This window comes from Algivirga pacifica (assembly GCF_039543525.1).
In the GTDB taxonomy this organism is placed as follows: domain Bacteria; phylum Bacteroidota; class Bacteroidia; order Cytophagales; family Flammeovirgaceae; genus Algivirga; species Algivirga pacifica.
The window spans coordinates 106,754-129,533 of sequence record NZ_BAABJX010000026.1 but is presented as its reverse complement, the minus strand read 5'-3'; the positions used below and the strand labels follow the sequence as shown (position 1 = coordinate 129,533).

12 protein-coding genes are annotated in these 22,780 nt (G+C 41.3%); 11 read left to right on the top strand and 1 reads right to left on the bottom strand.

Annotated features, from left to right (window positions below; genetic code table 11):
* Positions 1-294: 294 nt before the first annotated feature.
* The 10 genes from ABD985_RS09100 to tnpA all read left to right on the top strand — a co-directional run bounded on the left by ABD985_RS09100 (position 295) and on the right by tnpA (position 18,065).
* Entirely contained in the window at positions 295-1,110 is an 816-nt protein-coding gene (locus tag ABD985_RS09100) for a tetratricopeptide repeat protein (protein WP_345371095.1), read from the top strand.
* Positions 1,111-1,306: 196 nt separating this feature from the next.
* The gene (locus tag ABD985_RS09095; RefSeq protein ID WP_345371093.1) at positions 1,307-5,506 is read left to right on the top strand and encodes an AAA family ATPase; all 4,200 of its coding nucleotides are present in this window, start codon (positions 1,307-1,309) and stop codon (positions 5,504-5,506) included.
* Positions 5,493-6,134 carry a response regulator gene (locus tag ABD985_RS09090; RefSeq protein ID WP_345371092.1) on the top strand — a complete coding sequence of 214 codons (642 nt, stop codon included), beginning with the start codon at positions 5,493-5,495 and terminating at the stop codon, positions 6,132-6,134. The genes ABD985_RS09095 and ABD985_RS09090 overlap by 14 nt, the downstream gene beginning before the upstream one ends.
* Before the next feature lie 198 nt (positions 6,135-6,332).
* Positions 6,333-7,310 carry an N-acetylglucosamine kinase gene (locus ABD985_RS09085; RefSeq protein ID WP_345371090.1) on the top strand — a complete coding sequence of 326 codons (978 nt, stop codon included), beginning with the start codon at positions 6,333-6,335 and terminating at the stop codon, positions 7,308-7,310.
* Between the two features lie 29 nt (positions 7,311-7,339).
* Positions 7,340-7,816 (top strand): GNAT family N-acetyltransferase, encoded by a 477-nt coding sequence (locus ABD985_RS09080; RefSeq protein WP_345371089.1) that lies wholly within the window; start codon positions 7,340-7,342, stop codon positions 7,814-7,816.
* Between the two features lie 184 nt (positions 7,817-8,000).
* Positions 8,001-9,398 (top strand): MFS transporter, encoded by a 1,398-nt coding sequence (locus tag ABD985_RS09075; RefSeq protein WP_345371087.1) that lies wholly within the window; start codon positions 8,001-8,003, stop codon positions 9,396-9,398.
* Positions 9,399-9,706: 308 nt separating this feature from the next.
* Complete coding sequence (locus tag ABD985_RS09070; protein WP_345371085.1) at positions 9,707-11,395, top strand: glycoside hydrolase family 3 protein; 1,689 nt, start codon at positions 9,707-9,709, stop codon at positions 11,393-11,395.
* Positions 11,396-12,051: 656 nt separating this feature from the next.
* Positions 12,052-15,126 (top strand): SusC/RagA family TonB-linked outer membrane protein, encoded by a 3,075-nt coding sequence (locus ABD985_RS09065; protein ID WP_345371083.1) that lies wholly within the window; start codon positions 12,052-12,054, stop codon positions 15,124-15,126.
* 94 nt (positions 15,127-15,220) lie between these two features.
* Positions 15,221-17,104, top strand: coding sequence for a RagB/SusD family nutrient uptake outer membrane protein (locus ABD985_RS09060; RefSeq protein ID WP_345371081.1), 1,884 nt, complete (start codon positions 15,221-15,223; stop codon positions 17,102-17,104).
* A gap of 508 nt (positions 17,105-17,612) precedes the next feature.
* Entirely contained in the window at positions 17,613-18,065 is a 453-nt protein-coding gene (gene tnpA / locus ABD985_RS09055; protein ID WP_345371080.1) for an IS200/IS605 family transposase, read from the top strand.
* A gap of 306 nt (positions 18,066-18,371) precedes the next feature.
* Here the strand turns inward: tnpA and ABD985_RS09050 are convergent, their stop codons facing one another.
* A complete protein-coding gene (locus ABD985_RS09050) occupies positions 18,372-19,229 on the bottom strand; it encodes a hypothetical protein (protein ID WP_345371078.1) in 858 nt (285 codons plus the stop codon).
* A 363-nt stretch (positions 19,230-19,592) separates the two neighbouring features.
* Here ABD985_RS09050 and ABD985_RS09045 point away from each other — a divergent pair, with 363 nt between their 5' ends.
* Complete coding sequence (locus ABD985_RS09045; protein WP_345371076.1) at positions 19,593-22,604, top strand: golvesin C-terminal-like domain-containing protein; 3,012 nt, start codon at positions 19,593-19,595, stop codon at positions 22,602-22,604.
* Positions 22,605-22,780: the final 176 nt, after the last annotated feature.

The following is a 22,780-nucleotide window of genomic DNA, read 5'->3' as shown; positions in this document are numbered from 1 at the left end:
GTTGAGAAAACGCAGTACTGCTGAATCTCAACAGCCCGAAGGGCTACTCAACGAGCGAAGCTCTACTCAACCAGCGGCGTAAGTCGCCTCAACAAAGCGATTTGGTAGTGTGACGAATAAATATTCAACCTTAATAATCGTCCCCCTATTTTTTTGAAAGTATTAAAGAAAGTGAATGAATCTTTATGGAAAGCATTTTAGATCATTGCGTACAATTGGTCTTTTGTAGAATTTATGCAATGAAATTTGTATCTTCTCAAGAAAACCTTGTTGTTCTACTAATGCTTGCTCATTATGAAACAGATTCTCTTTTTTCTATTATCGATGACCTTTTTTTCGGCTAATGCACAGGAAGGACTTGCAAGAAAGGAACCCGACCAACAACGTGTTCTTGCCGAGAAAGAAGACTACTTTTTACCCTTGGATATACAGAAGCAAATCTATGAGGCTTTTGTGACAAGTATAAAAGGAAAACAGAACATTGCATTGAAAGATATGCAAGATTTTTTTGATGCCTACCCTGGAGAACAGAAACCTGAGAGTTGGTTGTACTGGAGAGCATACCTGCAGTTTTACGCCTCTATTTTTTATTTTGAAGCCAAAGATCACAAACAGGCTGAGAAGGAGATTGATTATGGAGTCGATTGTCTGGAAGATATCGAGGAGAAATCAGAAGAAGAGTATGCTTTGCTAGCGCTAATGCAAGGGTATAGTGCTCAGTTCAAAAGTTTCACGAAGTTGTCTACGGGACTCTCGGCAATCAAGTACGCAGGAAAGGCCTTGGATATGGACGACGAAAATCCACGAACCTGTTATGTGTATGGTAGTATCGATTACCATACTCCTAGTTTATATGGAGGGGGCAAAAAAGCAGAAAAGTATCTATTGAAAGCGATACAGCTGGAAGAAGAGCGGGAGGAAGTGAACGAGGAAAGACGTTATGCTCCTACTTGGGGAAAACTGGAAGCCTACGTTTTCTTGATTAAGATGTATATACAAAATTCAGACTCAGAGAAAGCGAAAGATTATATTGTAAAAGCGCTAAAAGAGTACCCAGATAACTATCAAATCGTACGCTTACAAGAAAAAATTGCACAGAAAGGAGAGTGATTTACATCATAATTAACTAACTTTTCCCCATTAAATATAAGATATACCTCCTAACGTCTAACACCAAGGTATATGAAGGGCTTATTTGAAGGACTGATTCAAATACGCGCTAAAAGCTATTTTTTTATTCACTACTTACTAACACTAAGCACTTCTGTGGGTCTGTGCCATTCAAAGTGCTTGATAAACTGTATCAATGATGAACGCCTCATTCAATTCGTTCTTTACTAGAACCAATGAACTAAACGCCTTACTGAAGTTTTATGATGACCATAAGGAAAGTACTGCAGTAGCCATTATTACAGGGGATGAGGGGAGAGGAAAAACACGATTAATTAGAGAGTTTACACAAGGGGTCTCAGATCATACTTTGGTATTGGAAGGGAACAGTAACTCTCTGAATAAGCATATTCCTTATTACTCTTTCCGGTGTATATTATCGGATTATATTAAGTTCCTGCTGAATGTATTAGACAAGCATGAAATTGAAGAACTCTCTTTTGCATTAAAGAAGGAGTTGGGGGTGGCATTGTTACAAATTACCGATTATGTTCCAGAGGTAGCCTTGTTGCTGAATGATTGGACGGAGGTGCCTGATAAGGAAGGGTATAAGAAGATCTCTAATCAGCTGCCTCACTTGTTTATGCTTTTGGTAGAGCAGCTGTTATCGTTTTCCTCTAGAAGGGTCGTGATGGTCTATGATGATCTGCAATACGTGGATAAGGCCAGCTTTTACGTCTTGAATTACATCCTACAACATAGTTCACAATCTAATTTATTTGTATTGATTTCTTATCCGGTACACTCTCAGGAGGTATTGGGAGATGAGATACAATCTATTCTGAATGACCTGGAATGGAGCCGTCTGATGATCAGTAAACTGGTCTTAAAGCCTCTCGGGTTTGAGGATATCTCAGAGGTCGCTCAGGAATACCTGGAGGGATATTGTAGTCGTGAGTTAAAGGAATTTGTATTTGAAGAGAGTGAGGGGAATATTACCCGATTGCTATCGGTACTGGAAAAACTGAAGCTGAATAACTGCTTGTGGAAACAGGATGAGGTATGGCAAACGGATCGTTATGCAGTGAAAACATTACTCAAGCAAGAGCAATACCATAGTGTAACAGAGTTACAAATGAGAAGGCTTTCTTTACAAGGTAGGCGACTCTTGTATTTTGTAAGCTGTTTGGGTGAAGGAAATAAAACCTTTATTCAAGGGGTTTTGGAAATGGCTGAGGAGGATTTACAGATAGGACTGAAGGAGTGTATTGAGTACCAATTGTTGTTTGTATCTAATGAAGGGGTGTATACCTTTAAAGATAACCAACAAAGGGAAGAGGTCTACCGAAAGGTGCCTGTGGAGATCAAATACTATTTTCACTTCTTGATAGGAACTTGCTTTATGCAAGAAGCAAACCTAACCGGGCAACAAAAAAATGTCTCCTGGTTAATGCAGGCTGTTGACCATTTGAATCACGCAGGAGACTATGTTACGGATATCATAGAGTTGGTACGCTTAAATCTGCAAGTAGGAAAGATTGCTCAAGAAAATGCGGATTATGAATCGGCTACCATGCACTTCAATCGTGGGTTGCTATTGTTGGAAAAAGAGGTAGTACCTCTAAAAATATTGATTCCCCTGAAGTCAGAGCTAACACTCAGAAAAGCAGAATGTGATTACTTTTTAGAGGACTTTGACTTGGCTGAAGTAACCTTGGATGAACTGTTGGAATCTCCAGTGGCCTTGAGAGAGAGAATGCAAGCGTATCGTTTTAAGGTATTGATTAATACGCATATTGGTCGTCTAAAAAAGGCTTTTGAGATTTTGAAAATTGCCTTGACGGAGCTAGGAGTCGATGTGTCAGAATGGGGAGAGCAAGAAGTAAAGGAAGAGGTCCAAAAGGAAGAGCAGAAGTTACAAGAAGTCATAGATCATATAGGGTTGGAAGGACTTTTAAAAAAGCAACCTGATCGCGAGCAAACAGAGGAGGAGATCCTCTTGCTGGAGTTACTGTATGTTGGGGGAATTGCGATTAATTATGCTTCGGAGACCTTGATGATTTGGCAGAGCTTGAGGATTATCAACCTTGGGGTAGAGACAGGGTTGAATCAATATACCGCTTTAGCACTGGTGACTTATGGACGGATGTTGATAGGTGTTTATCAACACCTGGAGAAAGGGTATACGTTTGGTGAGTTGGGGTTGTCCCTTCATTATGAGCTTCAAGATCTTTCTTTGCGTACAAGGGTCTCAGGGGTATTTAGCTTTTTTATCCATTTCTGGAAGAAGCCATTGAAGGAAGTGATCCCTGTTTTGAGGGAAGGAGTGGAGATTGGCTTGAAAGCAGGTGATCCATATGGTTCTTTTGTCTTGCAAACTCACTTGGTCAACTGTAGATTTATTGCAGGGGAATCTCTGAAAAAGTTGCAGGATGATATCTATCAGCTTACGGATACTCGTTTCAAGAATTTCACCTCTTATATTCTGGATTATCACCGAGAGTTATTGTTAGCGCTGACAGGAGAGAACTTATCTTTTGCCTTGGGGGAGTCTACTCAGGTAGAAGTGAATGCTTTTGCGCATGAAGAAGCATTCTATCGTTATTATGTGACGGGAAAGTATGCCTTTTTCTTTGGGTATTTTGAGGACGCAATGCATGCGTTTACCCAAGCCAGAATGTCTTGGTTCTTGCATAAAAGTTCACCGTTGTACTCTGAGACTTTATACTATTATGCTTTGTCTGTGATGCTCAATTTTCAAAATATTGAGCCGGAAGAACGCAAACATTATCTTGATGAAATACAGGATTTGATTGATCAGTTTGTATTATGGCAACAGTCCAGTCCAGAGAACTTTCAACATAAGTGTACCTTGCTTTATGCAGAGTATCAAAGGGTCACCGGAAGGGCAGGAGATGGAGAAATGTATCAGAAAGCGTTGGAGGAGGTCGAAAGTACTCCTTACATACAAGATAAGGCTTTGATCCACATTTTACTCATGCGTTATTATGTGGTAGGGAGAGGAGTAGTGACCGAGGCGACAGACCAATTTAGAAAGGCCATCCATGCCTTAAAGAAATGGGGGGCAAAGGCTGTAGAAAAGCAGCTGCACAACCAATATCGTTATTTGCATGACGGTATGGTATCTACCATGGCGACCTATGCTTCCATAGGAGAGTTGCAGTTACACTTTACCGATAAAGTATCCATGGGGGCTATTGTCAAGAGGTTACTTATCCTTGCCATGAAGCAAACGGGTGCAGATAAAGCAACCCTTATTCTTGAGGAACAAGGACAGCTTAAAGTATTAGGGAAAGGAAACGCCTTGGACTTTTCTATTCGTTATTATGAGGACCCTAAGTTCATTAAGGATACAGAGCTAGAGTTTTCGGTTATCCTGTATGCGTATCGTAAGAAGGAAGTGGTCAACTTAACGCCAGAGAGTAATCATAGTCTGCATCTACTTCATAATCGTAATACAGATGTACGCTCGATGCTTTGTGTTCCTGTCAGTATGCCTAACGGAAGAAACATCATATTTTCTCTGGAAAGCTCCTTGGTCAGCAATGTGTTTACGTCGGAAAATATTAAGAAGTTTAATATGTTGGCCAGTCAGGCAGCCATGAACATGTATAATGCTTTGGTGCATCAACAAACAGTACAGCTAAATGAACAATTGAGGCAGGAAGTTAAGGAAAAAGCAATGCTCAATGAGTTTATTGAGGAGCAACGTATTCAGCACATTGGACAGATTAACGAAACACAGGAGGCAGAGCGAAAGAGAATTGCACAAGATTTACATGATAGTATAGGGGGAATGCTTTCCTCTGTCCGTATGCGCTTTAAGGACTTCTCCAAAGATATTACAGAGGAGAGACAGCAGCAGTATCTACAGGTGGTTGGGATGTTAGACCAAACCTTCCAGGAGGTAAGACGTATTTCTCATAATATGATGCCTGGAGCATTGATCAAGTTCGGGTTAGATTCTGCGCTCCAAGATTATCTGGAAGATTTACAGATCGCCTCAGAACTGGATGTTTCCTATCACGTATGGGGAAATGATGAAGAAAATCGCTTGCCTGCTAAAATGGAAATGAATCTTTTCCGTATTTGTCAGGAAATAACGCAAAATGTCATTAAACACGCCAAAGCGAGCAAACTTAGTGTGCAGTTGATGTATCACGAAGAAAGCCTCAATATTATTATTGAGGATAATGGAGTTGGCTTTGATACCTCCCTGGAGTATAAGGGAATCGGTATTGATAATATTATGTCTCGGGTGAAGTTCCTGGGAGGAGAGGTGACCATAGACTCTTTCCTACAAAAGGGAACAACATTTCTACTCGATATACCAATAACAAAACTAAACAAACAAGAGTCCTATGAATACAATTAAAGTATTAATCGCTGACGATCACAAAATGTTTATCCAAGGGATACGCTCTCTGCTCGCAGAAGAAGAGCATATCGAAGTGGTTGGAGAAGCACATAATGGTAAAGAGGCCCTACAATTTTTGCAAGAAACCTTGGTAGATGTTCTTATTCTGGATATCAGTATGCCAGATATGGATGGTATTGAAGTGACTGAGCAAGTGGTAAAACTGCACCCTTCCGTTAAGATTCTAGGGTTATCGATGCACGGGGAAAAACGCTTTATCGCTAACATGATGAAGAAGGGGGCACATGGTTATGTGCTAAAGAATACAGAGAAGGAAGAATTGGTAGAAGCTATTGAAACAGTAAACAAGGGAGAGAGCTACTTGAGTGATGAAGCTTCCAAAGTGTTGCTTTCTACGTTTATCATGCAAAACCGTAGAGAATACCTCAACGACACGCTATCCGAAAGAGAAATTGGTGTCTTAAAAGAGATCGCCAATGGGTATACAACCTACCAAATCGCAGAACGCTTGTTTATTACCAAAAATACGGTAGAAACCCACCGAAAAAATCTACTGTTAAAGTTAAAAGCCAAGAATACCGCAGAGTTGGTGCAGATTGCTTTCAAGCAAGGGATTATTAGTTAAACTATCTTTGTGGGTGCAGCGATGCATCGCTGCACCCACAAAGCGACTACTTGTGATTTTTTTAAATCCCCTTTTTCAGTGAATGGTATATGTGTTTAAAATAAAACCTTTGTAGAAGGGAGAAGTCTACTTAAGGCTACTTCACGAATACACGGTTATGCAAACGGAGAGGAGCTGCGGCTTCAAAACGACAAACATATGATACTAATTGCGGATAGTGGATCAACTAAGACAGATTGGTTAGTGATTGAAGGGGGGGAGAGAAATGGCTTTCAAACAATAGGGTTGAATCCATATTTTTTAACAGAAGAAGAAATTTCTCAGAGAATATCTGAGGATGTGGCTGTAGCATTGGATCCCAACAAAATAGAACATGTTTATTTTTATGGTGCCGGATGCGGTATTGTAGAAAAGCAACAAATTGTACAGAGAGCGATTGCTTCTTCTGTGAAGGAAGCTTGTATAGAGGTAAATAGCGACATGTTTGGCGCGGCCAGAAGCTTGTTTCAGGAGGAAAAAGGGATTGCCTGTATCTTGGGTACAGGGGCCAACTCTTGTGTGTATGATGGAAATTCTATTGTGGATAATGTGAGCTCTCTGGGATATATCCTGGCGGACTGGGGTAGTGGTGCTGTACTGGGAAAAGAACTGATGAGTGCTATACTGCTAAGAAAACTTCCTACGGAGGTATTGCAGGATTTTTACGATCGTTATCAGTTATCCAGAGTACAGATCTTGGAGCGAATTTATCGCAGCCCAATGCCTAATCGCTTCCTGGCATCTTTTGTCCCTTTCTTGAATGACTGGAAGGAAACAGAAGAGTGTCGTCACATCCTTAAAGACAGCTTCTCGAAATTCCTGGATTACTATGTGCTGAGTTACAAAGAAGCAGAGGAAGGTGCCGAGGTGAGATTTGTAGGATCTATCGCCTATCACTTCAGAGAGCTTTTACAGGAAACCTCTGAGGAGAAAGGAGTGAATATGGGACTTATCCAAAAGCAACCTATTGCTGGACTGGAGACGTTTCATAAGGGATGTAGTGAGAATATTCTAAATGGGAATACACTCAATGGGAAAGTACTGACGGAAACAACGACGGCTATGAATGGAAAAGTCATAGAGGTAACTCCTCAGTTTCGATCAGAGACAACGTTTAGCGCTACTAAGGAGAAGTAATAATTGTTTCATTGATAAATTTGTGGACTATGGATATGCTTGTCAAACTCTACGATCTACCCCATCCTTCTACTTGGCAGGAAAAGACCAAGCAACTACAGTTGGAAGGCATTGAAATACGCCATGCAATCGCCCCAGAAAAGCATGTGATTGTCGATTGGGTAAGAGAGCATTTCAATCCACATTGGGCCAGTGAAGTAGAAGTAGCATTTATACAGCAACCCGTTTCCTGTATTATCGCGACCCACGAGAAGCAGATGATTGGTTTTGCCGCTTACGAAGCGACCGGCAAAACATTTTTTGGTCCTACAGGAGTCTTGCAAGCCTACCGTGGATTGGGAATCGGAAAAGTATTACTTTTGGAAGCATTGCAACAACTGAAGCATATGGGGTATGCTTACGGAATTATTGGAGGGGTTGGCCCGGTAGAGTTTTACGAGAACGTGGTAGGAGCTACGCTGATTGAAAATTCTACGCCGGGGATATACAGAGGAATGTTGCGATAGAGACAGTGAGCAATGAACAGTGATCAGTGAACAGTGATCAGTGTGAATGTTTTATAGTCGTAAGATTGAAGCTGTCGTATGGTATATAGTTATTGTTTATAAACGATAAACAATAACCAATAAGCAATAACCGATACCCCCCTTGAATAACTTATTCATATTTTGTAATTAACAAACAAACACTATGTCAGTTTCAACCGAACAGCCAATGAAAAAAGCTGCCTCTCAAAAGGTAAAGCAAAACCCATGGACCTGGATACCTTCTTTATATTTTATTCAGGGATTGCCTTATATCATGGTGATGAGTGTGGCAGTGACCATGTATAAAACACTGGAGATCTCCAACACTGAAATAGCATTATATACCTCTTGGTTATACCTTCCTTGGGTAATTAAACCTATCTGGAGTCCTTTCGTAGATTTGGTGAAGACGACCCGATGGTGGACCTGGTTGATGCAGGTGGTTATTGGAGGAGCTTTGGCAGCGGTAGCACTGACATTACCTATGGCCTCCTTTTTACAATACTCCTTAGCTTTTTTCTGGTTGGTGGCGTTTAGCTCGGCAACTCATGATATAGCAGCCGATGGTTTTTACATGAAAGCGCTCTCGGACAGTAATCAGGCTTTTTTCTTGGGAATACGCAGCTCTTTTTATAGAGTAGCGATGCTGACAGGACAAGGGGCTATTGTGTATATTGCAGGGTACTTATACGAAGATATGGGTATGCAATACGATTATGCTTGGATGTGGGCATTTTTGGCATTGGGGGGATTGATCTTAACAGGAGGACTTTATCATATGTTCCTTCTGCCTAAAGTAGAGGAAGAAAAACAAGAAGATTATACTGCTAAGGATATCGTCAAAGGACTTCAAGATACTTTTGTGACGTTCTTTAGCAAAAAAGGAATCTGGCTATCCATCGCTTTTTTATTGACGTTCCGTTTGGGAGAGGCGCAATTGGTTAAGTTGAACATCCCATTTATGTTGGATGAATTTGCCAAAGGTGGTTTGAATATGACAGCTAAAGAGCAAGGAATCATTTACGGAACAATCGGAATGGTAGCTCTTACCTTAGGAGGTATCTTGGGGGGTATCGCACTTTCCAAAAAAGGATTGAAAGCATGGATCATGTGGATGGTGTTAGCGATTAACTTACCCAATGGAGTTTATGTACTATTATCAGCTTTCTTGCCAGATACCTTGCAGTTGGCGGGATTAACAGACTTCTTAAACCTTTTCGATACGTTCTTTGAAGGAGTAGGCTTCACTTCTGAGCCAACAAGATTATTCTTTATCTCTATAGGAATTGCGACAGAACAGTTCTTTTATGGGTTTGGGTTTGCAGGATACCTCATGTACATGATCTATATCTCACAAGGACAGTTTAAGACTTCTCATTATGCGCTCTGTACTGGATTTATGGCAATGGGAATGATGTTACCGGGTATGGCTAGTGGTTATATCCAAGAGATGGTAGGGTATACCAGTTTCTTTATTTGGGTATTGGTCTCTGCCTTACCTTGTTTATTGGTAACACCACTACTTAAAGTAGATCCAAACTTCGGTAAAAAAACAGCCTAACCTCAACAGGCTTTTTATAAGAAAATATTTTTGGCTTTTGACAGGATTACAATCCCATCAAAAGCCATTCTTTTAATTAAAATATTTGTTTGTCATACTGCGAACTCGCGTTTAGTTGAATCGTTGAATTTCAATACTTCGTATTGAGTTGAATTGAGCTTCGCTCGTTGATTCGAGTTGAACTGTTGATTGATATTCATACTTATACAACGATTCACACGCCATGTAATGGTCGAATCAACGAGCGAAGCTCAATTCAACGCTCCGAAGGAGCAATTCAACGATTCAACAGAAAAAAGTGCCTAGCCATGAAAAAAATACCTTTTCTACAATACAAAAACAGCGAATGGGTTAATGCCCAATTATCTTCTATGACCCTAAAAGAAAAAGTGGGACAGCTCTTTCAGGTAGCCGCTTTTTCCAATAGAGATCAAGAGCATGTGGACTATATAGAAACGCTAATCAAGGAACATAAGATTGGTGGACTAACCTTCTTTCAAGGGGAACCCGTAAAACAGGCGGAGTTGACCAATCAATACCAAGCCTTATCGAAAGTACCTTTGTTTATCAATATTGATGCAGAGTGGGGGCTAGGAATGCGTCTGGATAATACCGTGAAGTTTCCTTACCAAATGGCCTTGGGGGCTATTCAGGATAATGAACTGATCTACCAAATGGCGAGACAAATTGGTAAGCACTGTAAACGATTGGGGGTGCATAGTGCCCTGGCACCTGTGGTGGATGTAAATAACAACCCCAACAATCCTGTGATCAACTACCGTTCTTATGGGGAAAATAAATATAAGGTTGCAGAAAAGGGAGAAGCCTATATTCGAGGATTGCAGGATGAAAATATTCTGGATAACGCCAAGCACTTTCCGGGGCACGGGGATACAAGCGTAGATTCTCACCTTGACTTGCCCGTATTGCCTCATTCGGCAGAGCGCTTGGAATCTTTGGAGCTTTATCCTTTTGAAGAGCTACAGAAGGCGGGGATGAGCAGTGTGATGTCTGCACACCTCAGCATTCCAGCATGGGATGATCGTCCCAACGTTCCAGCGACCTTATCGGATAAGATTCTACAGGGAATCCTTCGTGATAAGATGGGCTTTGAGGGCTTGGTGATTACGGATGCGATGGATATGCACGGCATTACCAACCATTATCCGGCAGGGGTGTCCGATAAACTGGCTATTATTGCTGGAAACGATATCATCACCAATAGCAAAGACGTACCGGCCGGTATTGAAGGAATCTTGGAAGCGGTAGCACAAGGGGAAATCACGGAAGCCTTGATTGACGAAAAAGTGCGAAAAGTACTCGCCATGAAACAATGGGTAGGACTTGCAGATTATCAACCAATTGTATTGGATGGGTTGATCGAAGACCTCAATGACCAGGCTTCTGAGGAGTTGAACTATACCCTTTCGGCAGCGGCGACCACAGTACTTCCAAAAGAAGAGAACTTCTTGCCGTTAAACAAAACCAAGAAAACAGCATTCCTATATATCACCAACAAAGGAAACACGGTATCCAGCCGTGATGCTGTAGCCCATCATTTGGCAGATATGGCAACCAAGCGAGTAGAAAACAATTTTGCCAAAATTGTGGAGGAGCAATGGTCCGATGCAGCACATTATCACTGGAATGAGCAAGAAGGAATAGAAGCATTGCAGAAGCTGGTCGAAGAATGCAAACAGTATGAGCAATTGGTCATCAGCATTCATGGGGTGAATATCAAGCCTTTCAATAATTTCGATATTCCATTGGAAGCGGTGCCTTACTTACAACAGCTGTATACGAATATACCAACAGCCTTTGTCTTGTTTGGAAATGCCTATGCCTTGCAACATTTTCCGCAGGTAGACCAAGCGGCTACCATTATCGTAACCTATCAGGAGAATAAGTTCTTCCAGCAAGAAGCCGTAAATGCCTTGTTGAAGGGTGGGGTATATGATGCGGTTTTGCCAGTGATGGGAGAGGTGAAGGTGTTGTAGGTTTATTAGACTTAATGACGATGGGTTTGATGGGTTGATTAAGGTTGAATAATTAAGCGTCATATTTCGTATAGTGACGGATTGAAATCCGCCCCTATGTGATGTCACCCTTTCAGGGTTTTATGGTATAATCCCGAAGGGATGACATCACATAGAGGTGGGTTTCAACCCATCTCTTCGCGTAAGAAGTGTGTCGGTTAATTATTCAACCTTAATTAACCTTAGGCGGAGATGGATATAACTATTGTGTCGGTTATTTTTTCAAACTTAATTATCCCGTCACTATGCGGAATATGACGGATAAATATTCAAACCTAATTATGGGATTCATAATTTCAGCGGTGGATTTTTAATCCATCGTCTGCGTAAGAACAGTATCAGTTATAAACTTATTCCATAGCAATCATTCATTGCTATCCCTGTTTTTTTACGCCCAAAAATAACACCTCCTAACATCCTGTCCATCAAACTAACCCTCTGAGAAACAGTAGCCCCTATCTACTTTCTTAAGAAAAGCTTTAATTTCTTAAAAAAGTTAAATAAAATAGTGAAATAATTGAATCCCTGATTTCAGGGAGTAAAGATCCCTTCCCAAGAGTAATATTTACGCTTATCAAATAGTTGTTAATGATTTTTTAATCAATCATCACCAAATTATGAGATTACTTCTATTATCATTAATGGTGACACTGGTATCTTTTAGCGCATTTGCACAAAGTAAGCTGATATCAGGTAACGTCACAGATGCTGCGGGCGAGCCAATCGTGGGCGCCAACGTAGTTATTAAAGGTACAACACAAGGTACCATGACTGATCTGGACGGTAAGTTTAACTTATCCATCCCAGCAGATATTTCATCACCGGTTCTTCAGATCCGTTTTATCGGATACGAATCAAAAGAGATTACCGTAGGTAATCAAACTTCTTTCTCTATCGCTCTTGCAGAAGATATTGAGCAATTGGAGGAAGTGGTTGTCGTAGGTTACGGCATCCAGAAAAAAAGTGATTTGACAGGTTCTATCGCTACTGTATCTCCAGAAGATATGAACAAGACAGCGATTCCTAACGTATCACAAGCCCTTCAGGGACGTGTAGCGGGTGTTAATATCACTGCTGCAAGTGGTGCGCCAGGTGCAGGAACAAGAGTTCGTATTCGTGGTGTCGGTACGGTAAACGATGCTAGCCCACTTTATGTAGTGGACGGTTTTATCGTAAATGGTAGTATTGATCATATCAACCCGAATGATATCAAGTCAATCTCAGTATTGAAAGATGCTTCTGCTACTGCTATCTACGGTGCCAGAGGTGCGAACGGTGTTATCTTGGTGACCACTAAGAATGGATCAGAGGGCCAAGGAACAAAAATTACTTATGATGCTTACTATGGTGTACAGGAAGCTTGGAAAGCTCCAGATATGCTAAACTCAGAGGAGTATCTAATGGTAATGACCAAAGCATATGAGAATGCAGGTTCTACATTCAACATGGTAGCGCCTTCTAACGATTTAGGTGTTTCTACCAACTGGTTTGAGGAAGTAACGCAAGTTGCTCCTATGCAAAACCATAACTTGAGTGTTTCTGGTTCAAAAGAAGGATTGAACTACTACCTATCTGCTGGATACTTCGATCAGGAAGGTATTGTAAAAGGATCTAACTATGAGCGTCTGAACGTTCGTTTGAATGGAGACTACCAAGCGAAGGATTACTTGAGAATTGGTACAAACCTAACATTAGCTAACGCAAAAGGTAAAACACTTCCTACGGATTTCTATCACGGTATTATCAATGCTGCACAGAAGGTAGATCCATTGACTCCTGCTTACGATGCGAATGGTCTTTGGGGTAGCTCTCCTTATATGGATATCAACAACCCTGTAGGTACAATCGAAAGAGCAAATAATAGATACTCTAACCTAAGAGTAACAGGTAATGCTTACGCTGAAGTAGAAATCTTGAAAGGATTGAAAGCGAAGTCAGCCTTCTCAATGGATCTTTTGAGAAATGACTCTTATAACATGGAGCCTATTTTCAATGTTTCTCCAGACGAGAATAACCTAAGAAATACAGTTTTCAGAGGATACGGAGCAACAAATACTTGGTTGTGGGAGAATACTTTGTCTTACAACAAAACATTTGATAAGCATACAGTATCGGCATTGGTAGGTTATACGGCACAAGAGAGCCGTTTTGAGTCTCTAGGAGTAACAAGAGCAGACCTTCTAGGAGAAAATGAGGCACTTCAGTATATCTCATCAGCGACTAACTTGGAACCACAAGTTTATGGTAGCGCTGCAGAATGGGCGATGTTGTCTACTCTAGCAAGAGTAAACTACTCTTATGATGACAGATACTTAGTGACTGCTAACTTCCGTCGTGATGGATCTTCTAAGTTCGGTCCTGAAAACAGATACGGTAACTTCATGTCATTCTCTACAGGTTGGAAGGTAATCAACGAGGCATTTATGTCAGATCTAAAAGGAGGTCTTTTGGATGACTTGAAAGTAAGAGCTGGTTGGGGACAAATTGGTAACGATAAGATCGGTAACTATGAGTTCGCTACAGCATATAGAAGCTTGGGTAGATATGCTTATATCTTCGGTGTAGGTGGAAGCGAGACTTCTACAGTAGGTTTGGGCCCAATGTCCATTGGTAACACAGCGATCTCTTGGGAGTCTACAGAAACTACTAACTTGGGTCTTGATGTAGCACTATTGGACGGTAGATTGGAAGCTAACTTGGATTACTTTATCCGTGATACTAAAGACATGTTGATCCAGGAGCCAGTACCAATGTATATTGGTTTCAACTCAACGACTGGTGGAACAATTGCTCCAATTACCAACCTTGGTTCAGTAAGAAACAAGGGATGGGAAGCAGTATTGACTTGGAAAGAGACAAGAGGAGATTTCTCTTACTCTGTATCGGGTAACCTTTCTTCAGTAAACAACGAAGTACTTTCATTCGGTAACGACTTGGTAGAGTTTGTAAGCTCTGGTACATTCCAGGCTGGTGCAACGACTAGAACCACTCCAGGTCAACCAATCGGTGCATTCTACGGATATGTAGTAGATGGTATCTTCCAAAACCAAGCGGAAGTAGATGCTCACGGCCAGCCTAACGCTAGACCAGGTGACTTCAGATATAAAGACATCAACGGATACGACTCAGAAGGTAACTTGGTAGAGGGACCTGATGGAGTGATTAACGATGCGGATAGAGACTTTATCGGTTCTCCAATGCCAGACTTTACTTATGGTTTGACATTGAATGCTGAGTATAAAGGATTTGATGTATCAGTATTCTTCCAAGGTGTTCAAGGAAACGAGTTGTTCAATGCAATGAAGTACTTCAACATGACAGGTGGTTTCCCTTACAACAAGAACAGAGAAATCTTGAATGCTTGGAATGGAGAAGGTACAAGCAACGAAGTACCTCGTCTGGATGCTAACGATCCAAACAACAACTTGAGAGTATCAAGCTTCTATATTGAGGATGGTTCTTACTTGCGTTTGAAAAACGTTCAGCTAGGGTATACGCTTCCTTCAGAGCTAGTGAAGAAAGCAGGTATGCAAAGAGTAAGAGTATATGCTAGTGCTCAGAACTTGTTGACGTTCACGAACTACTCAGGACTTGATCCAGAGATCTCGGGTGGTGCATTGAGCACAGGCTTGGATTATGGTACATATCCACAAGCTAGAACGATGATGTTTGGTGCAAACATCGCATTCTAATCGCTGAATGTATTCCTGATGGCAGGAAGCCGACTAGCTTACTGCCATCACTCTCAAAAGATTTTTAGAATATTAGAAGATTAATCTAATCGTTATGAAAATATCTAAGCAAATATTGGTTGCTATGCTGGGTGCAGCATCGGCCTTTACAACCGCTTGTAGTGATGACTTTCTAGACAGAACACAGCAAGCTGCTTTGACAGATGGTTCATACTTCCAAACAGAGGCTGATGCAGAAACTGCATTGGTAGGAGCTTACTCTGTGTTGAACCACCTGCGTATTGCACAAACGAAATTTATCTTGGGTGATGTTTCTACACCTGATGCTGAGAAAGGTTCTACAGCAACGGATGGTGCATATATCGCTGAGATCAAGAACTTTACTGCTGCTGGTGATAACATCGGTTTTAAACTAGCTTGGTATCCACAGTGGAATGGTATCTACTATGTGAATAAGTTGCTTTTGGAGCTTCCTGAGATCGAAATGAGCGAAGCTAAAAGAGCGAGCATCGAAGCACAAGGGAAATTCCTAAGAGGATTCTATTACTTCGAGTTGGCGAAAAACTTTGGTGGTCTTCCATTGATGGATGCTCCAGCGATTGCAGGAGAGTATGACTATCCAAGAGCTTCTTTGGAAGAGACTTATGCATTTATCGAGAAAGACTTGACGGAGGCAATTGCTGTACTTCCTATGAAGTCTGAGATCGGTACTGAAAACATGGGTAGAGCAACCAAAGGTGCTGCAGTAGCATTACTAGGTAAGGTTCAACTTTACGGAAAGAAATTCGCTGATGCTAAAACGACGTTGAAGCGTTTGGTGGACGGTGACCTTGCAGGAGAGTATAGCTTGGTAGAAGGAGATTACGAAGCTATCTTCAGACAAGCTGGAGAGCATGGTTCGGAGTCTGTATTCGAGATCAACTATCTTGGAGATGATAACGGAACTTGGGATAACGGTGGTAACTTCAACACAGTATTCCAGATGCCTCGTCTTTGGGGTTGGGGTTTCAACCAGCCTACGCAAACGTTGGTGGATGCTTTCGAAATAGGAGACCCTAGACTTCCAGCTTCTATCTTGACTTACCTGGAAGCTCAGGTATTGGAGGATGCTGCATTGGGAAGTGTAGTAGCGACTAAAAACTCAGGTTTCTACCAAAGAAAATCTTATATCTACCCAGATGCAAGACCTGACTGGTGGAGAAAGTCTTCTGAAAACTACCGTGTGATTCGTTTGAGTGATGTATACCTAATGTATGCAGAAGCAGCGGCTCAGGATGGTGATGATGCTACTGCTCAAATGTACTTGAACAAAGTAAGAGAAAGAGCAAGAAATGCAGGTATGCTTGACGCTACTCCTGGTTTCACGGTAGTAGATGTAGATGCGACTACGGTAGGTTCTTCTACTGACCTTGATGCTTTGGCACAAGCAGGAAACTTGGTGATCGTAGACATCATGCAAGAGGATTCTCCTTTAGCAGCAGCTGGTGTAACAAATGTTGAAGTAGCTGCTGAAACTGTTGCAGGAGAGGATGTAAACAAATGGGCATTGACTAATGCAGTAGTTATTCAGGCAATTGATGGAACTCCAGTAACATCAAAAGCAGATTTCTATAGCATGTTGGCAGGAAAAGCAGCAGGAACTTCTGTGGCGATTACTTATGCTAAGGTTAACCAAACAATTGCTAACGGAGCAGCTTCTACTACTGTAGCTGCAGATCAAGTAGTAAACGTTAACTTGAGCGAAATCCTTCCAGATGTAAATGCTACAGGTCAAGCACTATTGGATGCGATCTACCACGAGAGAAGAGTTGAGTTAGCTTCAGAGCACCATAGATTCTACGACATCGTTCGTACAGGAAAAGGTGCTGAGGTATTGGGTCCTGAAGGATTCAAAGAAGGAACACACAACTTCTTCCCTATCCCTCAAGAGGATATCGACTTGAGCAACGGGGTATTGACACCAAACCCTTGGCAATAAGAACCGTTTAGGTTTTAGATAGATTATGAGAAAGCCCTCAGCAGTGATGCTGAGGGCTTTTTTACGTTTGGCTTGAGGTTAAATGTTGTCCTTTCCTAAGTATTGATGTCTTCTATAAAGTGATGGGATAATTAAGGTTGAATATTTAAGCGACACAATAGTTATCTCCATCCCCGCCTAGGGTTAATTAGGTTTGAATAATTAACCGACACACTTCTTACGTGAAGAGATGGGTTGAAACCCACCTCTATGTGATGTCACCCTTTCAGGGTTTTATGGTATAATCCCGAAGGGATGACATCACATAGGGGTGGATTTCAATCCGTCACTATACGGAATATGACGGATAAATATTCAACCTTAATTATCCCGTCACTATACGGAATATGACGGTTACTTATTGAACTTCACCTTCTATTATTTTTCTTCAAGTGAGTTTATTTATTCACTGCTATATCCTCTCACTCTCCTTCTTCACATTGCATTCTCACTTAAAGTTGACATAATTATGCCACAATCCCTCGTCAAAAACTATATCCATTTGGTTTTTAGTACTAAACATAGAGAGCCTCTGATACTTCCTGAGTTTGAAGTAGAAATACATGATTATCTAGGAGGACTGTGTAATCAATTTGATAGTCCAGTCTTGAAGGTGGGAGGGTATGTAGATCACATCCATATCTTGTGCAACCTGTCCAAAAATCTGAAAATGATTGATTTGGCAAGACTTGTCAAAGGGAATTCTTCCAAATGGATTAAGTCGCTGGGACCTGAATTTGAACACTTCTACTGGCAAGAGGGTTATGGGGCTTTTTCTGTTACACCCTATGATGCCGATAAGGTAGTTCGGTATATTGAAAATCAAAAAAATCATCATGAAGGGATGACTTTTCAGGATGAGTTTCGCCGTATACTTAGAAAATATGAGGTGGAATATGATGAACGGTATGTTTGGGATTAAATCATTAGGATGAATCAGATTAATGATGGTTTGATTAAGGTCAAATAATTAACCAAAGATTGTTTATGTGAAGAGGTGGGTAGAAGGCTTATCATTCCTATGCACTTCTTAGTGATGTAGTCCATTATGTGGATTCTCGGGGTTATTTATCAAAACCCTGAAAGGGTGACATCACATAGAGGCGGATTTCAATCCGTCACGATAGCGGAAGGATTCAGCTGCCGAATAAATATTCAACCTTAAACAAAAAAAGCTTTCCCCAATAAGAGGAAAGCTTCAGTGATGATTTGAATATGATATGATCGCTTACTTCAAAGTAACTGTGATCGTACCAGAGTAAGTGTCAGGCAATACAAATTCAGGATCTGTTAGATCTTGTACTGATCCATAGCCCAAGTAGATAACAGTAACAGAGATTGTTTTGCTGCTAGGGTTGTAAACACCACTTCCCTGAATTACTGTACCATTATCCAGCATGTCTTGTAGAGGGACTTCTACGGAGTTGTCCAATTCATTCAGGATAATATTCATCTTACAACCTGCACCATAATAGTTTACTACGTCACCTACGATAGTGATCGCATTACAATCTTCCCATTCAGAAGCTTCAACCGTACCGGCAATAGAAGGGTTGCTGTAAGCATCAACATCTCTATCAGCATAGGCAATATTTATGGATTTTCCGATAAATAGGTCTACATCGTCAGAACATGGTAACTCGCCTAAGTTCATCATGTTGATAGAAGCTACATCATACCCAAAGTTTGCTCCTCCGATCTCTACTTTACTATCTGACTCCACATTAGTGATTTCGATTTCAAAAGCAAAATCATCTTCTGATACTTTGTCGTAGATACCTTCCAGCTCAATATATGAAGTATATTTCGTTGCAGGGATTACAACTTTTCCTTCTGTAAGGTCATTGATTTTTGATTCCCATCCAGCTCCTTTTATAGTATAGGATACGGTAACAGAGGCGTTGCTTGGAGTAGCGGTATTCAATTTTACAGGAATTTGAACAGTAGCCCCTTCAAAGAATTGGAACTTATCCATTTCAATTCCTACATAGGAGTCAAAATTAGGTGTTTCAATTTCTTCCTGACAAGCGACAACGCTCAATGAAAGCAGTGCTCCTGCAATGATCTTTGTAAATTTGTTCATCATTGGTTTGTTTTGTTGAATAAAAAAAAGTTATACCGTTATAAAGTGAATATTTTTTATTGGGTGCTTGACAAATATTTCATTTATTATTCACTTTTGAATCCCTGAAAACCGTTAAATGATGTATTTTTTTTACTAAAAACCATTTTATTCTGTAAAAAAGGTATTTAATAATGTTTATATATGCATAAATGTTATTGCAAAAAATAATCGATTGAATATTGAGGGGTGTGAATAATATTGCAGTTTCTGTAAGTATAAAAACCCACCCAACTACTCCTTTTTAAGGAAAGCTTTTGTAATATGGAGGATGCTATTTTGGACTAGCGTTTTTTCAACCTTACCAACGATTTATTTTTCAACTTTATGAGAAAGTCACTTTTAATCTATTTAATCACATTTTTGTGGGGAAGCCAGGTGCAGGCACAAACCCCCGATTCCCTTTTTCTAAACAACATCAAAGAATACCTACAGCAGCAACCTGACGGGGAGATGGCCTCGGAGTATTTGAAGCTTAAAAAGGTTTATAGAGATACGCGTAAAAGAGAGGTCTCCTTTTTCTTCTCGACGCATCTGGAGTACTACCCTCTTCGTGAAAAGCATGTTCAGGAGGTGAAAGAGATATTAAAAAATACCCTTCAGAAAAAATATAAAAACTATCGTGTGACGGTGTTTGTAGGTGAACAATCTCGTGATACCAAGAAAGGAAGAAACAAATGGCTCAAAGGCTATCCGTATGCTCCTAAGCAAACGATAGAGGAGTTATTGCCTAACGCTTACCGCTATACGCAGAAAAAAGATCCCAAAAGAATCATGCAGCCCTTGGCAAAAAAGGGAACGGTACATGTAAAAAATATTTCCAGGCCCTATGAGGTGGAGAAGGGCTTGGCTGGAAAACACCTGGCCTTATGGCATAGCCACGGGTGGTACTATGAAAATAAGCTGGACCGTTGGGAGTGGCAAAGAGCCCGTGTATTTCAGACAGTAGAGGATTTGCTTCCAATGGCTTTTGTGCAGCCTTTCCTGGTGCCTATGTTAGAAAATGCGGGAGCCAATGTATACCTGCCAAGAGAGCGGGATACCCAAAAGCATATGGTCATTGTCGATAATGATGACCGAGTGCAGGGCTATCAGGAGCATATAAAAGTACAAGCTGGAGGTACGGGCTTTGCTGTAGGAAAAACCCCTTATCAGGAGAGAGAAAACCCTTTCCAGCAAGGAACATTCCGTACATTTAAGGGACAGACCAAGGCAGCGGAGGCTATTGCCTGGAGACCAGAGATTCCTGAAACCGGAGAATATGCGGTATACGTGTCTTATGGAAAGCATAAAAGTGCTACAACAGCGGCTACCTATACGGTACACCATAAAGGAGGGAAAACAGATTTTGAAGTGAACCAGCAAATGGGCGCCGGTACTTGGGTATACCTGGGTACTTTTGAGTTGGAGAAAGGAAATACAGCAGCCGTAACCCTATCCACTAAGGCCAAAGGAATAGTGACAGCCGATGCAGTTCGTTTTGGTGGTGGTATGGGAGATATTGCCCGAAATGGCAAGCTTAGCGGAAGGGCACGTTACCTGGAAGGCGCACGCTATTATATGCAGTTTGCCGGGATGCCGGATACATTGGTCTATACCACTACGGATGGAGAGAGTGACTATAGAGATGATTATAGAGGAAGAGGCGAATGGGTGAACTACTTGGTTGGAGCTCCTATGGGACCCAATAAGGAACGTAAAACAGAAGGATTGAATATCCCTATTGACCTTTCGTTGGCATTCCATACAGATGCCGGACACTTGTTGAGCGATACAACAGTCGGTACCTTAATGATCTACAGTACGCTGGATGCGGAGACGGAAAAGTACTTCCCGAATGGCGTATCTCGTTATGCTAATAGAGATTTAGCAGATATCGTACAGACACAAATTGTGGATGACTTAAGAGTTCTGACAGACTCTATTTGGACGAGAAGACCTATGTGGGATAAACGTTACTCTGAGGCAGCCTTACCTAATGTTCCTTCTATCTTATTGGAACTACTATCCCATCATAACTTTCAGGATATGAAGTTTGCATTGGATCCAAATTTCCGTTTTGACGTATCCAGAGCAATCTATAAAGGAATATTGAAGTATATGAGTGTACAGCATGGGTATGACTATGTCGTACAACCTTTGGCGGTTCGAGCACTTTCGGCGGAGTTTGTAGAGGAAGGAAATGTAAAGCTGAGTTGGAAACCAACCATTGATCCTTTGGAACCAACGGCTTTACCGAACAGATACGTAGTGTATACCAAGAAAGAAGGAGAGGGGTATGATGTCGGAAGGGTAGTGACAGAGCCGACAATTGTTTTAAGAAACCTAGACCGTAGCAGTATTTATAGCTTCAAAGTAACAGCTCTGAATGAAGGAGGAGAGAGTTTCCCTTCTCATGAAATTGCGGCTTGTTACACCGGAGAGGAAACGGTATTGGTAATTGACGCTTTTGATCGTGTATCAGCTCCAGCCACCATAGAGGCAGAAGGGGTACAGGCATTTGCGGATCATATCGACCAGGGCGTTGCTTGGGGAACAGACTTGTCTTACATAGGAAGTCAGTATGATTACCGTACGGATTCTCCATGGCAGGATGATGATAATCCGGGACACGGAGCCAGTCATGCAGATCATGAAACAGCCTTGGTGGCAGGAAATACATTTAATTATGCGTTGACCCACGGACAGGCTATTTGCGGAGTAGGCTATTCTTTTGTGTCCGTGAGCAGAGAAGCTGTTGAAGAAGGAATGGTAGATCTAGAGGCTTATAAAGCCATAGATATCATATTCGGGGAGCAGAAAACGACGGCAGCTCAACGAAAGGGTATACCAGATCGTTATCAGGTGTTCCCTGTAAAATTCCGTCAGCAATTACGTCAATATTTTGCCCAAGGAGGAGCTGCCTTTTTATCTGGAGCCTATGTAGGTTCTGACTTATTTTTTGAGGTGAATGGATTGCCGAAGGCCACAGATCACCCCGATATATTGTTCGCCAGAGATGAACTCCAAATGTTGGGAAGAACCAATCAGGCAGACCGTAAAGGGCAGATCATTGCTGAGGATAAGCGCTTTTCATCCTTAGCCAATATACAGTACAATAAGGCCTTGAACGATACAATCTATGCGGTAGAGTCTCCAGATGGAATAGAACCCATGACAGAGGAAGGAAGAACCATTGCACGTTATAGCAGCAATAGTATTAGTGCTGGTATTGCGGTAGAAGGAGCAAGTAAAAAGGTGATTCTGGGATTCCCATTTGAAACTATCCAAGGGGTTGAGGTTAGGGAAAAAGTGATGGAGGATGTGCTGAGGTACCTTTTAATGAAGAATGAAGAGTAGTGGGTTTCGTTGAATCGTTGAACCGTTGAATTGAGCTTCGCTCGTTGATTCGAGTTGGACTGTTGTATGAGTATCAATAGATCAATCAACAGTTCAACTCGAATCAACGAGCGAAGCTCAATTCAACTCAGCAGCTTGCTGCTGAAATTCAACGATTCAACACTATAGGCTTACAC

Coding starts and splice junctions, on each gene's coding strand:
- ABD985_RS09045 (WP_345371076.1), top strand. CDS start 19,593: ATGAGAAAGTCACTTTTAATCTATTTAATCACATTTTTGTGGGGAAGC.
- ABD985_RS09065 (WP_345371083.1), top strand. CDS start 12,052: ATGAGATTACTTCTATTATCATTAATGGTGACACTGGTATCTTTTAGC.
- ABD985_RS09095 (WP_345371093.1), top strand. CDS start 1,307: ATGATGAACGCCTCATTCAATTCGTTCTTTACTAGAACCAATGAACTA.
- ABD985_RS09100 (WP_345371095.1), top strand. CDS start 295: ATGAAACAGATTCTCTTTTTTCTATTATCGATGACCTTTTTTTCGGCT.
- ABD985_RS09060 (WP_345371081.1), top strand. CDS start 15,221: ATGAAAATATCTAAGCAAATATTGGTTGCTATGCTGGGTGCAGCATCG.
- ABD985_RS09070 (WP_345371085.1), top strand. CDS start 9,707: ATGAAAAAAATACCTTTTCTACAATACAAAAACAGCGAATGGGTTAAT.
- ABD985_RS09090 (WP_345371092.1), top strand. CDS start 5,493: ATGAATACAATTAAAGTATTAATCGCTGACGATCACAAAATGTTTATC.
- ABD985_RS09075 (WP_345371087.1), top strand. CDS start 8,001: ATGTCAGTTTCAACCGAACAGCCAATGAAAAAAGCTGCCTCTCAAAAG.
- ABD985_RS09050 (WP_345371078.1), bottom strand. CDS start 19,229: ATGATGAACAAATTTACAAAGATCATTGCAGGAGCACTGCTTTCATTG.
- ABD985_RS09080 (WP_345371089.1), top strand. CDS start 7,340: ATGGATATGCTTGTCAAACTCTACGATCTACCCCATCCTTCTACTTGG.
- ABD985_RS09085 (WP_345371090.1), top strand. CDS start 6,333: ATGATACTAATTGCGGATAGTGGATCAACTAAGACAGATTGGTTAGTG.
- tnpA (WP_345371080.1), top strand. CDS start 17,613: ATGCCACAATCCCTCGTCAAAAACTATATCCATTTGGTTTTTAGTACT.